Below are 16,062 nucleotides of genomic sequence, written 5' to 3'. Positions count from 1 at the left end.
AGACCTCGGTCACCCCGAAAGTCGCGGCGGTCCAGGATCAGGCAGCTACGCCGTGGGACCCCAACCCGCTGCGCGACAATGATCCCGAGCCGAAAGACATTCCCCCCGAGATCCTGAATCTGCGGGATGCGTTGATGGGCGCCGCGCCGAACGAGCTCAAACCGCTTGTGCGCGAGGCGACCGAGCAGATCTACCGGGGCACCCAGATCGTGCCGTGGGTGAACGCGGTGATCCCGATCAGCAAGATTCTGCCCAGCCTGGCCCCCGCGCTGGGTGACGATCCCGCCGCGCGAGATGCCCGGCAGACCATCATCAACGAGCTGATCAAGACCACGCCGCCGGGGTCAGCGGTGTACTACGGCTACGACATCATCGCCGACTTGATCAACCTGGAGGAGCCCGGCGCCGAACTCAAGGTCCAGGCCGTCACCACGGTGTGGGACCTGCTGGATCCGTTCGAGCTGGCACACAACAAGGGCAACTCCGGCATCGGCGGCGCGGCCGGCTGAGCCGCACCTTCACCGCGAAATCAACGCTGTGGTCGCAAAACCTTCTGGGGGCGACCATTTCGTTGATCTCGCGGTCCCGGGGTGGGCTCTACTCCACGAGTGAAGGCGTGTCGTACCGCAGGGTTTCGCCCCGGAAGAACGCGGGACTGCGAGACCGCCAGACCATCATCAGCACGGCACCGAGGATCAGTACGCCGAAGCCGATGAAGAACACCAGGCCGATGCCGCCGATCGCCGCGCCGCTGGCATTCTCCGGGTCCATGCTCTCCTTGATCGAGATCACGAAGACCGCGGCCAGCACGATTCCGCCGAGCAGTGGGAACAGGAACTTGAACACCATGTTGTGGGCGTTGTCGAACAGCTCACGGCGGAAGTACCAGACACAGGCAAAAGCGGTGATGCCGTAGTACCAGCAGATCATGATGCCAAGAGCGGCAATGGTATCCAGCAGCGCACTCTCGGAGAGCAGGCTCACCACGGTGTAGAACACCCCGGTGACCACGCCGGCGGTGACGGTCGCGAACACCGGCACCAGATAGCGCGGGCTGACCTCGGCGAAACGCGGCGGGAACGCCTTGTAGGCGCCCATCGCCAGCATCGCCCGTGCGGCAGGCAGGAACGTGGTCTGCAGGCTGGCCACCGACGAAGCCAGGATCGCCAAAAACAGCAGCGGCCCGGCATAGGTACCGAGCACCGGATCGGCCAACGCGGCGAAAACGTTCTCGGCATTGTCCGGATTACCCAGCCCCAGATCGGTTTCCCCGACGCCGGCGTACATCATGACCGCGACAGCGATCAGCAGATACGTCGCCAAGATGGACAGAACGCACAGCAGCCCGGCCCGGCCCGGCACCTTCGTCGGATCTTTGGACTCCTCCCCCAGGGTCAGGCAGGTGTCCCAACCCCAGAAGGCGAAGATCGATCCGGTTACCCCAACCACGAAGGCGCTCAGCGCAAGTCCGTTGAACGGATTGAACCAGTCCAGGTCGAATGACAGTCCGGCCGGCGCATCGCCGCGCCCCACATGCACGAACGCCATCACCGCGAACGCCAACAGCACCACCATCTGGAATCCGACCAGTACGTACTGCACGCGTTCACTGGTGGTGATGCCGCGACTGGCGACCAGAGTCGCGATGACCAGGAACACCAGCGTGGTGATGATGTTGATGGCCTTGTTGTCGGCGAGCTCGGCGATCGACGGGTGGTTGGTGATCCGAGCGATGAACAGATAGAAGAACTCCACCGCGATGGCGGCGAGGTTGGACAGCACGATGATGGACGCGACCACCATGCCCCACCCACACATCCAGCCGACATACGGGCCGAATGCCTTGGTGGACCAGGTGAACGACGCCCCGCAGTCAGGTGCGCGCGAGTTCAGTTCGCGATAGGCGTAGGCAGTCAGGAACATCGGGATGAACCCGGCGATGAAGATCGCGGGCATCTTGAGTCCGACTGCGGCGACGATCAACCCGATGCTCGCGGTCAGCGTGTATCCGGGTGCCACACACGAGATGCCGAGGATCGCACCGGAGAAGGTGCCTACCTTGCCCGCGGCCAGGCCCTTGGAAACCAGCCCGGCAGAGTGCTCGGCGGCTTCGAGCTTCTGATGCGACGCGGATTCCGTCATGAGTGATCCTCGCCGTCTTTCAGTTCGTCCCGGGGCACAACCACCATGGGCACGTCCAACACCCGCAACATCTTGGCCGCCGTGGAACCGAGGAAGATCCGTCGCGGCGCGCTGAGCCGGCTGGATCCGACCATGATGATGTCACCGTCGTCCCAACCCAACTGTTCGACGGCGGCCTCGACGCTGGGACCGGTCACGATGGTCGAGGACACCGGAAAATCCGCCGGCAGTTCATTTCTGGCAGCCTCCAAGGTCCGTTCGGCGTGCGCGAGCGCGTGGGCTCGCACGGCTTCAGTGTCGCCGCGCAGCGAGCCGAAGGTCGGATCGAGCGCGACCAGCGAGACCAACCGCAGCGGGATCTCCGCGGCCCGGCTGGCCCGTACCGCGGTGGCGAGCAACAGATCCGAACCCTGACGCTGACCGATGGCACAGGTGATCTCATGCACCCGTTCGACCTTCGAATCGCGGGTTCCGCGGGGCGCCACCGCGACCGGCACCGGCGAGGCGTGCAACAGCTCGTTGACCACCGACCCCAGCGAATAGCTGCCGATCAACCCGCCACCGGCACCGCCGACCACGATTGCGACCGCCTGAAGCCGCAGCGCTTCGCGGATCAGACCGTCGGTGTACGACTCGTCGAAACTCAGATGCGTGTGCGCCACAACGTCGTCAGGCACCAGGCCCAGGGCATCGTCCAGCCAGCCCTGCGCCTGCTCGGCCAGTACTTCCTCGTAGCCACCCTTGGGGACGGTGCCCGGCGGCGCGTTGTCGGGTGGCAGCACGATGCAGATATGGACCTCGGCGGCCAGCGTTCGGGCGAACCTAACCGCCAACGCGAGTGCGTCGGCACCACCGGGAGTGGCCAGATACCCAACGACCAGGTTCACCTGCGTCATCTGCCACCGCCATTCCCGCACCGCCGTGCGACCTCAGTGGTTCGATCCTGTCAATCCACCACGCGGTATGCAGCCGCTTCTACGAAATTGCCGCGCCTGCCGGATCAGTCGGAATACTCGGCGACACCGTCCTCCAGTACGAGTCGAGCATCGGCACCGTCGGGCCCGGCCGCCTCGGTGCGGAACACGGCCCGCCCCGGTTCGGTGCGCCAGATCGACGTCGTCAGCGTCTCCCCCGGGAACACGGGAGAACTGAACCGCGCCGCGACGGCATGGACTTTCGTGGCGTCGCCGCCACCGAGTTCGGCGACCAGCGCCCGCCCGGCCACACCGTAGGTGCACAGACCGTGCAGGATCGGCTTCGGGAACCCGGCCAGATTCTTCGCGAACCACGGATCGCTGTGCAATGGGTTGCGGTCCCCCGAGAGTCGATAGATCAGCGCCTGATCCTCGCGGGTGGGCAACGCCACCCGGGCGTCCGCGTCGCGATCGGGAATCTGCGGTGCGACGGGGCGTTGCCCCTGCTGCCCGCCGAACCCGCCTTCGCCCCGAATCACCACGGTGGTAAGGGTTTCCGCGACGACCTCGCCGCTGGCCGGATCGGTGCCGATGCCCTTGAGCATGACCACCGCGTTCTTACCCTCGCCCTTGTCCTGGATGTCGACGACCTCGGAGACCACGCTGAGCTTCCCGGCCGGGGGCAGTGGCCGGTGCAGCCGGATCTCCTGGGAGCCGTGCAGCAGCATGCCGAAGTTGAACGTGCCGATCTTGAGTGCCGCCGGAAAGGCCGAGCAGGCGATCACCGCATAGGTCGGCAACACCTGCTGTTCGATCTCGTGACTGTTCTCGGTGGTGAAGGCGAGGTCATCGGTGCCCGCGCCAACGCCGATGGCGTACAGCAGGGTGTCGCGGTCGGTCCAGTCGAACGGAATCGGATCGGTTGTCTCGCCAATGGCATCCGGATTGAGGGGCATGCGTGCCGACGATAGCGGTTCAGCAGCCGAGTTGACCGGCCTTGTTGACGTTTGCCCGATCTAAGGCCACGATGGCTCGCATGCGCTATGTCGTTACCGGCGGTACCGGGTTTATTGGCCGCCGAGTGATCAGCCGGATTCTGTCCCGCGAACCCGACACCGAGGTGTGGGTGCTGGTGCGCCGCGAGTCGCTGACGCGGTTCGAGCGGCTCGCCCAAAACTGGGATGAGCGGGTGAAACCGCTGGTCGGCGACCTGACAGTGGCCGATCTGGGGCTATCCGACGCCGATATCGCCGAACTCGGCGACGTCTCGCATGTGGTGCACTGCGCGGCGATCTACGACATGACGGTCGGCGAAGCCGAACAGCGGGCGGCCAACGTGGAGGGCACCCGCGCAGTGATCGGGCTGACCCGTCGCCTCGACGCCACGTTGCACCACGTGTCCTCGATCGCGGTGGCGGGAAACCACCGGGGCGTGTTCACCGAGGACGATTTCGACGTCGCCCAGGACCTGCCGACGCCATATCACCAGACCAAGTTCGAGGCAGAACTGCTGGTGCGCTCGACGCCAGGCCTGCGCTACCGGGTGTACCGCCCGGCCGTTGTGGTCGGCGATTCCCAAACCGGCGAGATGGACAAGATCGACGGCCCGTATTACTTCTTCGGCGTGCTGGCCCGGCTGGCGGCGCTTCCGAAGTTCACGCCGATGATGCTGCCCGACTCGGGCCGGACCAATGTGGTGCCGGTGGACTTCGTTGTTGAAGCGATGGTCGCGCTGATGCATACCGACGGCAAGGACGGTGAGGCGTTCCACCTGACCGCACCCGAGACCATCGGGCTGCGCGACATCTACCGTGGCGTGGCCGCCGAGGCCGGGCTGCCGCCGCTGCGCGGCTCGCTGCCGCGGGCGACCGCAGCACCGGTGTTGCGGGCGCGGGGCCGGGTCAAGGCGGTACGCAACATCGTCGCCACCCAGCTGGGCATTCCGGGTGACGTGCTCGACGTGGCGGAGTTACGACCGACCTTCACCGCGGACAACGCCACCGCTGCGCTGCGCGGTACCGGGATCTCCGTGCCCGAATTCTCTTCGTACGCACCGAAACTGTGGCGGTACTGGGCTGAGCACCTCGATCCCGATCGGGCCCGTCGCGATGATCCGGCCGGCCCCCTGGTCGGCAAGCACGTCATCATCACCGGAGCCTCCAGCGGCATCGGCCGAGCCTCGGCGATCGCCGTGGCCGAACGCGGTGCCTGCGTCTTCGCCCTGGCCCGCAGCGGTGAGGCACTCGACGACCTGGTCGCCGAGATTCGCGCAGCGGGCGGGCAGGCTTACGCATTCACCTGTGACGTCACCGATTCCGCGTCGGTCGAGCACACCGTCAAGGACATCCTCGGCCGGTTCGGCCACGTCGACTATCTGGTGAACAACGCCGGCCGGTCGATCCGCCGCTCGGTGACCAACTCGACGGACCGGTTGCACGATTACGAGCGGGTGATGGCGGTCAACTACTTCGGTTCGGTGCGCATGGTGCTGGCGCTGCTGCCGCACTGGCGAGAACGCCGGTTCGGCCATGTGGTCAACGTGTCCAGCGCCGGCGTGCAGGCCAACACCCCGAAGTACAGCGCCTACCTGCCTTCCAAGGCGGCGCTCGACGCCTTCTCCGAGGTGGTCGGCACCGAAACCCTCTCGGATCACATCACCTTCACCAATATCCATATGCCGCTGGTGAAGACGCCGATGATCGCGCCGTCGCGCAAGCTCAATCCGGTGCCGCCGATCTCGGCCGAGCATGCCGGTGCCATGGTGGTGCGCGGCCTGGTGGACAAGCCGGCCCGGATCGACACCCCGCTGGGTACCGTCGCCGATTTCGGTAACTACCTGACCCCGAAACTGTCTCGTCGCGTCCTGCATCAGCTGTATCTGGGCTACCCGGACTCCGCGGCCGCGCGCGGCGAGGCCGGTGAGAGCCCTCAGTCGCAGGCAGTCGAACCGACGCAGCGGCGGCCGAAGCGGCCGGTCCGCAGCGCCCGAAGCCTGCGGGTCCCGCGTACGGTGGCCCGCCCGGTGAAGCGGGCGGTCCGGCTGGTTCCGGGCGTGCACTGGTAAGTCACGGCGTACCAAACCTTTTCGCGCCGGCATTCCCGACCGCGCCGTCCCAGGCCAGCATTGCCAGGTCCACGGCCGCATCCATGCCGGCCCGGGATGTGCCGTCCCTCGCCTGGATGGACAGCCCGTGAAGCACGGTGATCAGGAACGACGCGAGCCGCTGCGGATCCACATCCGCGGGTAGCTCGCCGTCGGCCACGGCCGCCCGGATCCGGGCCTGCAACTGCACGCGATCTTCGTCCCGGTAGCGCTTGAGCAGGTCGCGCAACGTCTCGGTCTCGGTCGAATACGCGATCCCCGCGAGCACGATCAGGCAGCCGGGTGGACTGTCAGGGTCGGCGTACTGGCGCACGCTGTCGCGCAACATGGCCTCGACCGCGTCCCGAATCGGAACCGGACGTCGCAGCGCCATCATGAGCGGCGAGCGTTCCGGGGCACCGTAATACGCGACCACCTCGCGGAACAGGTCCTCCTTGGAGCCGAACGTCGCATACAGGCTCGGCGCGTTGAGCCCCATCGCGCCGGTCAGGTCACTCACCCGGGTGCCTTCGTAGCCACGCTCCCAGAACACGTCCATTGCTGCCTGCAGCGCGGTGTCACGGTCGAACGCACGTGGCCGGCCGCGGCGGGCAGCGGGTTGACGGGGCATGCCAACAGTCTATATTTGTAGTATCCATTACAAAATTGATTGGAGCCAGGTATGGCGTTGAAGGCGTTGACATCCAAGGCCGCACTCGTCACCGGCGGCAGCCGCGGAATCGGTGCGGCAATCGCGCGCCGCCTCGCAGCCGAAGGCGCCGACGTGGCCTTCACCTACCATTCATCGCCCGAGCGAGCGGCCGAAGTAGTCGACGCGATCACCGGCGTCGGCGCGAAAGCCCTTGCCCTGCAGATCGACAGCGCTGCACCCGACGCAGCACGGCGCGCGGTGGACGCCGTCCTCGAGACGTTCGGCCGGCTGGACATCCTGGTGAACAACGCCGGAGTTTTCCCCAACGGTCCGCTGGAGACAGTGACAACCGCCGACATCGACCAGGCGATCGATCTGCACATCCGCGCGCCCTTCCTGTTCAGTCAGGCCGCCGCGGCGGCCATGAGCGAAGGCGGCCGGATCATCACGATCGGTAGCAATCTCGCCGACCGCACCCCCTTTCCCGGGGTGACGCTGTACTCGACGACCAAGGCTGCCGTCGGCGCGCTCGCCCGGGGACTGGCCCGCGATCTCGGGCCCCGTGGAATCACCGCCAACGTGGTGCAGCCAGGCAATACCGACACCGAGATGAATCCGGCCGACAGCCCAGAAGCTCTCGCCGATCTACCGAACATTCCACTGGGACGCTTCGCTCAGGCCGGCGAAATCGCCGGCGCTGTCGCCTACCTCGCCGGCCCGGATGCGCAGTACGTGAACGGCGCAACCCTGACCGTCGACGGCGGCTACAACGCCTGACCCCGTGGAGACAAAGATGTCGTGGGCATTGCTGGTCTTCGCCGGCCTGCTGGAGATCGTGTGGGCACTGGCGATCAAGCAGTCGGATGGGTTCACCCGGTTGTGGTGGAGTGTGGTGTGCGTCGTGGCTGCGGCGGCCAGCTTCGTGATTCTCGCCATGGTGGTCAGACACCTGCCGGTCGGCACCGCGTACGCGGTCTGGGCAGGCATCGGCGCGGTCGGTGTCACCATCGCGGGAGTGGTGATGTTCAGCGATGCGTTGACGCCCTTGCGAATGACGTTCATCGCGATGATCGTGGTTGGCCTTGTCGGACTGCGGTTCGTCGAGTCGTGAGCCGATACGCCATGGCGTTGGCATATCGTTGACGCCGTGACGCCACCGCCGCCGAGCGGCGAATCAACCGAGCCGCCGAGCAGCGAATCGATGCTGCCCGTGTTCGTCGACGTCGACACCGGCGTCGACGACGCCATGGCGCTGGCGTATCTGCTGGCCAGCCCGGAAGCCGAGCTGGTCGGTATCGCCTCGACCGCGGGAAATGTTCCGGTACAACAGGTCTGCGCCAACAACCTCGGCCTGCTGGAGCTGTGCGGGGTGACCGGAGTACCGGTCTCCAAGGGAGCCGAACAGCCGTTGAGCGCTCCGCTGCGGACAGCCGAGGACACCCACGGGCCGCAGGGCCTGGGATATGCGGAGCTGCCGGCCAGCGACCGGCTGCTCACCGCGCACGACGCCGCCGAGGCCTGGGTGCGGGCCGCGCGCGCCTACCCCGGTGAGCTGATCGGGCTGGCCACCGGCCCACTGACCAACCTGGCGCTGGCCATGCGCGCCGAGCCCACCCTGCCCAAGCTGCTGCGCCGGCTGGTGATCATGGGCGGGGCATTCGATTACCGGGGCAACACCACACCCGTGTCGGAATGGAACATCAGCGTAGACCCCGAATCCGCAGCCGAGGTGTTCGGCGGTTGGAACGCCGCCTGGGGTCTGGACGAAGCCACCCATGTGCCAATCGTGCTGGGCCTCAACCTCACCGAGAACATCGCGATGACACCCGCGCTGCTGAACCGGCTGGCTTCCGCAGCTGGGTCACCGTCGACTCCGATGAGCGTGCTCGACGAGCGGGGCACCCGATCGAGCGCCGACAACCCGTTGATCCGGGCCCTCGAGGACGCCATGCGGTTCTACTTCGAATTCCACTTCGACACCGGTGACGGGTACCTGGCACACCTGCACGATCCGCTGGCCGCCGCGGTCGCCCTGGATCCAGAACTGGTGAGCTACCGGGAAACCACCGTCGACGTGGAGCTGAGCGGCACCCTGACCCGCGGCATGACGGTGGCCGACTGGCGGGGACACTGGGGCCGTCCACCGAATGCGCTGATCGGTACCGAGGTAGACCCCACAGCATTCTTCGACCGGTTCATCAGCCGGGTCGGGGCTTTCGCACAACGCCTGAGCTGATCAGCCCTCATTCATAGGCGCCCTCCAGATACCACCGACGCTGCCGATAACACAGCAGCAGTGCGAGATCGTCCCCTTCCCTGCCTCCAGAGCGCAGCAGCACCTGGACCCGCGCCGTCCGTCCGGCCCCTCGGTTCTCCGGATCCCACCACCGCTCGTCGACCGGCCATGGCCCGGCCCACCAGCGCAGCCTGCCGTCACGGCGGCCGGCACCGGCCAGCTGCGCAGGATCCGCCGAAAACAATCCGCGATTGGTGACTCGCACCAGATTTCCTTGTCCATCAAGCAATTCCACCGGATCATCCAGCAGCACGGTCGGTGAAGGCTCGGGCAACTGGCCAGGCCAGGGCTGGCGTGGATCGGCTCGCGGTACCGGCTCGTCCCCCAACGGCGTGAGGGTGATGCGCTCGGCAGGCCCGCGCCCGCCGCTGAGCACCGGAACCTGCACCGCTTCCGGACCGAGCAGCCCCTGAACCCGCAGCAGCGCCCGCCGGGCCCGCAGCCGATCCTCCTCCCCCAGCCCGCCCCACAGCGGCAATTGCAGCGCCGCCGCCGACACCACCTCCACCGGGCGCAGGCGCAGCACCGTGACCGGGCCGGTGGGCCGCTCGGAGGTGCGACGGTTCAGCCAGCCGTCCAGCTGCCAACGCACCCGGTCGGCGGTGGCATCCTCGGTCAAGGGTTCGGCACACCGCCAGACCCGTTCCAGCTCTTCACCGTTGGCGGTGATGGCGTGGATGGCCAAGCGGGTACAACCCACCCCGGCTGCCTCCAGATGACGATGCAGATCACTGGCGAGGGACCGTCCCGCAAAAGCCGCGGCGTCCACTCTTTCGATAGGCGGGTCACAGTTCATCACCGCATCGAGTTCGGTGGCCGGATCCCGCCCGGAGGGGCCACGGTCGGGCTCTCCGCAGGCGAACCGGTGCGCCGTCACCGCGTCGGCCCCGAACCGGGAGGCGACGTCGGTGCGGGACAACTCGGCGAGCTGCCCGAGGGTCCGAATGCCCATCCGCCACAACAGATCTGCCAGTTCTTCTCGCCCTGGGGCGGCCAGGGCCGGTTCAGTGGACAGTTGCCTGATCGACAGGCCGGACAGAAACCGCGCGTCGTTCCCGGGTTCGACGATGCAACCAGCCCGGGCGGCGAAGACCGCGGTGGAAAGTTGGTCGGCGATACCGACCTGGCATTCGGCCCCCGCCGCGGCGACAGCATCGATCAACCGTTCGGCCGCAACCGGTTCGGACCCGAAGTACCGTGCCGCGCCACGCACCGAGAGCACCAGCAGTCCCGGACGCAGCACCTCGGCGCGCGGCACCAGATCATCGACGGCGAGCGTCACGTTCTCGAAATGGCGGGCGTCCCTGGCCGGGTCCGCAGTGACGACGTGCAGTTGTGGGCACCGGGCCTGCGCCTCGCGCCGGCGCAGCCTGCGCCGGACCCCGGCCGCACGTGCCGACGCCGAGCAGGCGATCACTCGGTTGGCCAGAGTGACCGCGACCGGCACCGTCGAAGCCAGACCCGCTGCCGTCGCCGCGGCCACCGCCGGCCAGTCCATACACCAGAGGGCAAGCACCCTGGAATCAGCAGGCACGAGCTATCCGCCTGCCGCACAAGCCGATCCGACGCCCCGCCCCCTGGCTCGCATGGCCAGCCGGACCCGGCTGATCCGGCCGCGCCCAGGTGTCGGAGCGTCCTGGCCCGCACCGGCCACCTCATAACCGCACACCCGGGCCTCCAGCCGTGCCGATGCGCCCTGCCAGTCACCGTCGGTGACCAGCAGCGTGCAGCCTTTCTGCCGGGCCCGCGCCACCATCACCCTGGCCCGACTCGGAGGCACCGAACGCCCACCCAACCCGAGCACCACCAGATCCATCCCGTCCATCAGCACCGAGGCCACCTCGACCGGGTCGGCACCCGGATCGGGGATCACCGCGAGCCGGCTCAGATCGGCGCCCATCTCCACCGCGGCCAACAGGCCGACATCGGGCTGGCCGATGATCACCGCATGCCCACCCCCGGATGTCACAGCCGCCACCATGCCCAGCGTCAGCGACCGGGCACCCGCAGCCACCGCGACAGACCCGCGAGGCAGCATCGTCGGTAAGCCCTCAGGCAACGCCTCAACCAGGGTTTCAAGCGGCTCCAGCAAAGATTCGGGAGCCGGTACCATCGCTTCGGACCGGGGCGCGCCGCGATGCACCGGACCGACCTTCCCCGATACCGAGGCAATCTTGCGACGGAGGTGTTCTACCTGCTCAGAGCGGGTAAGCAGGCGCAAATCACGCTCAGCCGCAACAGTCACAACAACACCTCCCGCACCATCTGTATCGAATGATTTTCGAATGTATGTTCGATGGCTCGAGTAAACACCTACCCCCCGACAGCGTCAAGCCGCGCCCACCGGCGACCGCCCCGGGAAGGCGGGGCCGGCCGGGACCGTTCTGCGGCCGTGCCGACTCTGAGTTAGAGTTCGCCCCACCAGCACCCGCTTCGGGATGGGACTGGGCCGCCATTTGCGTTGCAGGTAGCGGGAATCCGCAGCGATTCGCCGAAGGCAAGTATCTGTAACAGCACGGGGGACAGTGAGGACAGCATCATGAAGTCTGGGCAGTTGACTCGTCGGCTCACCGTCATCGCAGGCGGTGCGGCAGTCATCGGGATGATCTCGTTCACCGCGGCATGCGGTACCGAAGAGCAGAAGGGTCCCGAGACCACCACGCCGACGACGACAACCACCACGACCACCACCGCTCCGGCCACTCCTGCCCCGCCGCCAACGGTCGAGCCGACCGAGAAGTCGATCAACCCCACCGGCGGCAACCTGTTCACCCCCGGCGTGAAGGCGCCGGCGGCACCGACCGCCATCCCCGGCAACAGGTCGAACTCCGGGTAGAACGCGGTTTCGGCGGCTTGCCGGGCCCTGGCGCCACATGCCCGGCAAGCAAAGTCGTCCCGTCACACCCCGATCGGCAGTGCCTGCAGCAAATGGCTCTGCGACCACGCGGACCTTAAGTTAGAGTTCGGTTCACCAGCACCCGCTTCGGGATGGGACTGGCCACCACTTTGCGTTGCAGGTAGTGGGAATCCACCAGGATTGGCCGAAGACCAAGTTCTGTAACAGCACGGGGGACAGTGAGGACACCATCATGAAGTCTGGGCAGTTGACTCGTCGGCTCACCGTCATCGCAGGCGGTGCGGCAGTCATCGGGATGATCTCGTTCACCGCGGCATGCGGTACCGAAGAGCAGAAGGGCCCCGAGACCACCACGCCGACCACAACCACCACCACGACCACCACCGCCCCGGCCACTCCTGCCCCGCCGCCAACGGTCGAGCCGACCGAGAAGTCGATCAACCCCACCGGCGGCAACCTGTTCACGCCCGGCGTGAAGGCACCGCCGGCACCGACCGCCATCCCCGGCGACAACTAAACGCGGAGCGCAGAGAGTCGGTCGTTCGCCGATGGCCGGGATGAACATCACCCCCGGGCGGGTGGTGCTGGCGCTGATCGTGTTCAGCACCCTGCTGGTCTCCGACCTGCGGGCTACACCCCCACCGGGCGGATCGGCGTACGGACCCACCCACATCACAGGTCCGTACGCCCAACTACTTTCCGCCTCAACCGATCTCGGCCCAGCCGGGAGTGGTTCGGCGCAGCTCACCATGACGCTGCACAGCGCCCACCGACCGGCTGCGCTGCTCGGGTGGGCCGAGGAGCATTCACTGTCGATCCGGTGGCGGCCCGGTGATTCCTGGGCCATTGCCGAAGGCCGATCCGCCGACCTGGCAACCGCTTTCGGCGTGGACATCCATGACTATCGGGGCCGGCGCGGGCAGGAGTTCTATGCCTCACCACAACAGCCCTCCGTACCCGAACGGCTGTCCGGAGAGGTCACCGAAGTCGGTCGCATCCTGGGCTACACGCCCTACCGGATGTCGCTGCCGGACCTGCGGAACCTGCCGACCGATGTTCCGGATCAGGGGTTGACGCCGCAGGGGGTGCTCAACACCTACAACCTGGGCAACCTGACGAAACAGGGATTCACCGGCAAGGGCACCACCATCGTGTTCTTCGCGTTCGACGGTTTCGATCAGGCTGACCTGGACACCTTCGCCACCACCTTCGACCTGCCCGAGTTCACGCCGATCGTGGTCGGCGGGCAACCGAGTGCCCCGCACGGCGAGACCACCATGGATCTGCAGCTCGCCCACGCCATCGCCCCGGATGCGCAGAAGGTCGTCGTCAACGCCCGGCCGACAGTCCAGGGCGACGGCGCCTACGAGAAGATCGGGAAGATGCTGGAATCCGCCGACCAGCAGTTTCCCGGTGCTATCTGGAGCTTCTCGATCGGCTGGGGCTGTGACAAGCTGATCACCGCTGCCGATCTCGCCCCGGTCCGCTCCGCCCTGGCCACCGCACACACCCACGGCACCACGGCATTCGATGCCAGCGGAGACCTGGCCGGCCTGGAATGCAAAGGCGGACAAGACTGGTCATCCGCACCCAGTGAGGACGACATCGGCCTGGACTCGGTGGCCTCCCTGCCGGAGATGACCGATGTCGGAGGCACGACACTGTCCACCGACGCCCACGGCGGCTGGCTGGCCGAGCAGGCCTGGTTCGACGTCCCGCTGTCGCAAGGCACCGGCGGTGGCGTCTCGGCCATCTTCGACCGCCCCGAGTGGCAACGCAACGTATCCGCTCCTGGCGACAACAGCGCCGGGCGGCGGCTCACCCCGGATGTGGCCGCAGTGGCCGATCCCTTCACCGGCGTGAAAATCGTTCTGAACAACCAGGTTCTGGTCGGGGGCGGCACATCGCAGTCCGCACCGCTGTGGGCCGGGATGGCCGCGGTGATGAACCAGTACCTGATCGCCAACGGCGGGCGGGCACTCGGCGACCTCAACCCGCTGTTGTACAAGATCGCCTCGGGTGCCCCGCTGCCGGCCTTCCGCGACGTCGATCTCGGCGGCAACGCGGTGGCCACCGCCTCACCCGGCTACGACCTGGTGACCGGACTGGGGTCACCCGATGTGGAGAACCTCGCCAAGAACATCCTTGTCCTGCAGAAGGCGCACCGATGACCGATACACCCGACGACACCGACGTGCCGACCACCGAGTGCCGGGTCTGCAAAGTCGATGTACCCGACGGCAAGTACTGCGGGCTGTGCGGGGTTCCGATCGACAAGGAACAAGGTGACGGCCCCGAATGGTTGCGCCTCAGCGCATCCTGCGTGGCTCCTGATGAACACCTGTTGCGGCCGTCGATCGCCAGCTCACTGTTCCCTCACCTGTCTCACCAGTCCCGCACCCCCTTCCGCATCGCGATGCTGGTCCTGCTGGCAGGTCTGGTGACCTGCGCCGTGCTGAGGTTGCCCGCGGCCCTGATCGCGGTGGCCGCACTCGGACTCCCGCTGCTGTTCCTGATCTATCTCTACGAGTCCGACGCCTTCCGCGACCTGCACCGTGTCAACCTGGTGGTGACCATCATGCTGGGAATCGCGTTGGGAATCGGCTGGGTGCTTCTCACCGGCCACATGATGGCCAAGTCCTACGGCGTCCCGCTCGGAAGCGGTGTGACCGCATTCCGGATCATGCGCAACGGCTTGGGAATTCCGCTGGGCGGAGCATTCCTGATGCTGGTACCCGCTGTCGTGGTCCGCCTGACCAACCGGTCGAGCCGGGAATCGTTGGACGGCTTCATGATCGGCGCCCTCGGCGCCACTGCCTTCACTGCAGCCACCACGCTCACCCGCCTGGCACCACAACTCACCACCGGCATGGTGGCGCGAAACCGCCCGATGTCCGGTCTGATCATCGAGGCCGGAATCCGCGGGGTAGCCATGCCTTTGACCGCAGCAGCCATCGGTGGCCTGATCGGCGCGGCCCTGTGGTTCACCCGTCCGGCCACCAAGGTCGACAAACACGTCGGCTATGTGCGGCTGGTGATGTTCTCCTGCGCGTTCGCGGTGCTGATCGTCTACTGCGCACTGGGTCTGATCGATGTGGCGCGGGTTCCGCAATGGGTCCAGTTGGGGGTGCACCTCACGGTTTCGGTGCTGGCGTTGTTGGCGTTGCGGGTCGGTCTGCATCTGGCGCTGCTGCACGAAGCCCAAGACGAGATCGCCGCCGATCAGCCCATCTTCTGCGCCCGCTGCGGCCATATCGTGCCCGACATGTCGTTCTGCCCGCACTGCGGTGCGGCCACCCACGCATCGTCGCGCACGTCCAGAGAACAGCGTCGTGAGCACCGGCCGGTGCGTGACCCGGGATCCGATGCCGGGTGAGCACATTCTTTCCCGGATATGCGGTGCCCATTTCCACGGGCAGAACCCGGGCCATTCGCCGCACCTCCGCCCTGAAAGTTGTGGCGACCCTGACCGCCGGAATCGCCCTCGTTGCCGGGGTACTGGCCTGGGTGTCACATGCGACGAGTGAGCCACCGGCTCGCTATATGTGCCCACCCGACTGCGGGTCGCCCCCGACCGGGCAGGCGGTGGCGATCAATCCGGTGTTCACCGCGCCCGACGGCAGCTTCTCGGTTTCCTACCCCGTGGCCTCCTCGGCATACACGGTCACCACCAACACGACCGGTGTCACCGCGGAGTTCAAAGCCGGTGACGGCGGCATGCTGCAGTTGTTCAGCGAGCCGGCAACCGGACGTAGCGCCGAGGAAATCGCCAACTCTCTGGTGAAGAAGACATATCCGGATACCAAGACCGCCTACAGCATCCCCAACGCCATGGTGGGTTACCACCCCGGATTCGGCCTGGTCGCCGACTGCTGGCCGCAGGGCGCGACGAGTAACTACATGCGGATGCGGGTGCTGGTGTTGGTCGCGGTGAAGGACGACCTCGCCCTCGTCGCGTCGGCCGTCGGACCGTATCGAGAATTCGGCCCCGGCTCGGGGGCCAGTAAACCGTCGGGCGCCAACCTGCAGTTGGCGCTGGACATGGGGAAATACGTCAACAGTTTCCGATGGCGCGGAGATCCCGACCGCTGATCGCCTGCCGTCCGGCCGGAAACACGG

General features: G+C 66.8%; 15 protein-coding genes and 1 pseudogene. 10 read left to right on the top strand and 6 right to left on the bottom strand.

Annotated features, from left to right (window positions below; translation table 11 throughout):
- Positions 1-509 (top strand): annotated as a pseudogene (locus tag A5779_RS02055) (hypothetical protein); the annotation flags it as partial.
- 88 nt (positions 510-597) lie between these two features.
- Here the strand turns inward: A5779_RS02055 and A5779_RS02050 are convergent.
- The 3 genes from A5779_RS02050 to A5779_RS02040 form a co-directional block, all read right to left on the bottom strand.
- On the bottom strand, positions 598-2,142 hold the full coding sequence (locus A5779_RS02050) for an APC family permease (RefSeq protein WP_064878419.1): 1,545 nt from the start codon (positions 2,140-2,142) through the stop codon (positions 598-600).
- A complete protein-coding gene (locus tag A5779_RS02045) occupies positions 2,139-3,029 on the bottom strand; it encodes a universal stress protein (RefSeq protein ID WP_064878437.1) in 891 nt (296 codons plus the stop codon). The genes A5779_RS02050 and A5779_RS02045 overlap by 4 nt, the downstream gene beginning before the upstream one ends.
- A gap of 113 nt (positions 3,030-3,142) precedes the next feature.
- Entirely contained in the window at positions 3,143-4,012 is an 870-nt protein-coding gene (locus tag A5779_RS02040; RefSeq protein ID WP_064878417.1) for a MaoC family dehydratase, read from the bottom strand.
- Positions 4,013-4,092: 80 nt separating this feature from the next.
- Here A5779_RS02040 and A5779_RS02035 point away from each other — a divergent pair, with 80 nt between their 5' ends.
- Positions 4,093-6,120 (top strand): SDR family oxidoreductase, encoded by a 2,028-nt coding sequence (locus tag A5779_RS02035; RefSeq protein WP_110776798.1) that lies wholly within the window; start codon positions 4,093-4,095, stop codon positions 6,118-6,120.
- A gap of 1 nt (position 6,121) precedes the next feature.
- Here A5779_RS02035 and A5779_RS02030 read toward each other — a convergent pair whose 3' ends face one another.
- On the bottom strand, positions 6,122-6,769 hold the full coding sequence (locus tag A5779_RS02030) for a TetR/AcrR family transcriptional regulator (protein WP_064878413.1): 648 nt from the start codon (positions 6,767-6,769) through the stop codon (positions 6,122-6,124).
- 51 nt (positions 6,770-6,820) lie between these two features.
- On the opposite strand from A5779_RS02030, the gene A5779_RS02025 reads away from it, so the two are divergent.
- The 3 genes from A5779_RS02025 (at position 6,821) to A5779_RS02015 (ending at position 9,026) form a co-directional block, all read left to right on the top strand.
- Entirely contained in the window at positions 6,821-7,567 is a 747-nt protein-coding gene (locus A5779_RS02025) for a 3-oxoacyl-ACP reductase family protein (protein WP_064878411.1), read from the top strand.
- A gap of 16 nt (positions 7,568-7,583) precedes the next feature.
- The gene (locus tag A5779_RS02020; protein ID WP_064878409.1) at positions 7,584-7,901 is read left to right on the top strand and encodes a DMT family transporter; all 318 of its coding nucleotides are present in this window, start codon (positions 7,584-7,586) and stop codon (positions 7,899-7,901) included.
- A 90-nt stretch (positions 7,902-7,991) separates the two neighbouring features.
- Positions 7,992-9,026, top strand: coding sequence for a nucleoside hydrolase (locus A5779_RS02015; RefSeq protein ID WP_165609733.1), 1,035 nt, complete (start codon positions 7,992-7,994; stop codon positions 9,024-9,026).
- Between the two features lie 7 nt (positions 9,027-9,033).
- Here A5779_RS02015 and A5779_RS02010 read toward each other — a convergent pair whose 3' ends face one another.
- Together A5779_RS02010 and A5779_RS02005 are read right to left on the bottom strand one after the other, a co-directional pair.
- Positions 9,034-10,584, bottom strand: coding sequence for a DNA polymerase Y family protein (locus A5779_RS02010; RefSeq protein ID WP_064878407.1), 1,551 nt, complete (start codon positions 10,582-10,584; stop codon positions 9,034-9,036).
- 39 nt (positions 10,585-10,623) lie between these two features.
- A complete protein-coding gene (locus tag A5779_RS02005) occupies positions 10,624-11,331 on the bottom strand; it encodes a DnaE2-dependent mutagenesis accessory factor ImuA' (protein WP_064878405.1) in 708 nt (235 codons plus the stop codon).
- 294 nt (positions 11,332-11,625) lie between these two features.
- Between A5779_RS02005 and A5779_RS02000 the strand changes: the two genes are divergently transcribed.
- From A5779_RS02000 to A5779_RS01980, 5 genes are all read left to right on the top strand, one after another.
- The gene (locus A5779_RS02000; protein WP_064878403.1) at positions 11,626-11,922 is read left to right on the top strand and encodes a hypothetical protein; all 297 of its coding nucleotides are present in this window, start codon (positions 11,626-11,628) and stop codon (positions 11,920-11,922) included.
- 253 nt (positions 11,923-12,175) lie between these two features.
- A complete protein-coding gene (locus A5779_RS01995) occupies positions 12,176-12,460 on the top strand; it encodes a hypothetical protein (RefSeq protein WP_064878433.1) in 285 nt (94 codons plus the stop codon).
- A gap of 40 nt (positions 12,461-12,500) precedes the next feature.
- The gene (locus A5779_RS01990; protein WP_413784886.1) at positions 12,501-14,114 is read left to right on the top strand and encodes a S53 family peptidase; all 1,614 of its coding nucleotides are present in this window, start codon (positions 12,501-12,503) and stop codon (positions 14,112-14,114) included.
- Complete coding sequence (locus A5779_RS01985) at positions 14,111-15,319, top strand: zinc ribbon domain-containing protein (RefSeq protein WP_064878399.1); 1,209 nt, start codon at positions 14,111-14,113, stop codon at positions 15,317-15,319. The genes A5779_RS01990 and A5779_RS01985 overlap by 4 nt, the downstream gene beginning before the upstream one ends.
- A complete protein-coding gene (locus tag A5779_RS01980; RefSeq protein WP_082941484.1) occupies positions 15,316-16,035 on the top strand; it encodes a hypothetical protein in 720 nt (239 codons plus the stop codon). Before A5779_RS01985 ends, A5779_RS01980 begins: the two co-directional genes overlap by 4 nt.
- Positions 16,036-16,062: the final 27 nt, after the last annotated feature.

This window comes from Mycolicibacterium peregrinum, assembly GCF_001665625.1.
Classification (GTDB): Bacteria; Actinomycetota; Actinomycetes; order Mycobacteriales; family Mycobacteriaceae; genus Mycobacterium; species Mycobacterium peregrinum_B.
This window is presented reverse-complemented; position numbering and strand designations above follow the sequence as displayed.

What these genes read in the sequence shown, in the direction of transcription:
- A5779_RS02050 (WP_064878419.1), bottom strand. Translation starts at nt 2,142, where the DNA reads ATGACGGAATCCGCGTCGCATCAGAAGCTCGAAGCCGCCGAGCACTCT.
- A5779_RS02040 (WP_064878417.1), bottom strand. Translation starts at nt 4,012, where the DNA reads ATGCCCCTCAATCCGGATGCCATTGGCGAGACAACCGATCCGATTCCG.
- A5779_RS02035 (WP_110776798.1), top strand. Translation starts at nt 4,093, where the DNA reads ATGCGCTATGTCGTTACCGGCGGTACCGGGTTTATTGGCCGCCGAGTG.
- A5779_RS02030 (WP_064878413.1), bottom strand. Translation starts at nt 6,769, where the DNA reads ATGCCCCGTCAACCCGCTGCCCGCCGCGGCCGGCCACGTGCGTTCGAC.
- A5779_RS02025 (WP_064878411.1), top strand. Translation starts at nt 6,821, where the DNA reads ATGGCGTTGAAGGCGTTGACATCCAAGGCCGCACTCGTCACCGGCGGC.
- A5779_RS02020 (WP_064878409.1), top strand. Translation starts at nt 7,584, where the DNA reads ATGTCGTGGGCATTGCTGGTCTTCGCCGGCCTGCTGGAGATCGTGTGG.
- A5779_RS02015 (WP_165609733.1), top strand. Translation starts at nt 7,992, where the DNA reads ATGCTGCCCGTGTTCGTCGACGTCGACACCGGCGTCGACGACGCCATG.
- A5779_RS02010 (WP_064878407.1), bottom strand. Translation starts at nt 10,584, where the DNA reads ATGGACTGGCCGGCGGTGGCCGCGGCGACGGCAGCGGGTCTGGCTTCG.
- A5779_RS02000 (WP_064878403.1), top strand. Translation starts at nt 11,626, where the DNA reads ATGAAGTCTGGGCAGTTGACTCGTCGGCTCACCGTCATCGCAGGCGGT.
- A5779_RS01995 (WP_064878433.1), top strand. Translation starts at nt 12,176, where the DNA reads ATGAAGTCTGGGCAGTTGACTCGTCGGCTCACCGTCATCGCAGGCGGT.
- A5779_RS01990 (WP_413784886.1), top strand. Translation starts at nt 12,501, where the DNA reads ATGAACATCACCCCCGGGCGGGTGGTGCTGGCGCTGATCGTGTTCAGC.
- A5779_RS01985 (WP_064878399.1), top strand. Translation starts at nt 14,111, where the DNA reads ATGACCGATACACCCGACGACACCGACGTGCCGACCACCGAGTGCCGG.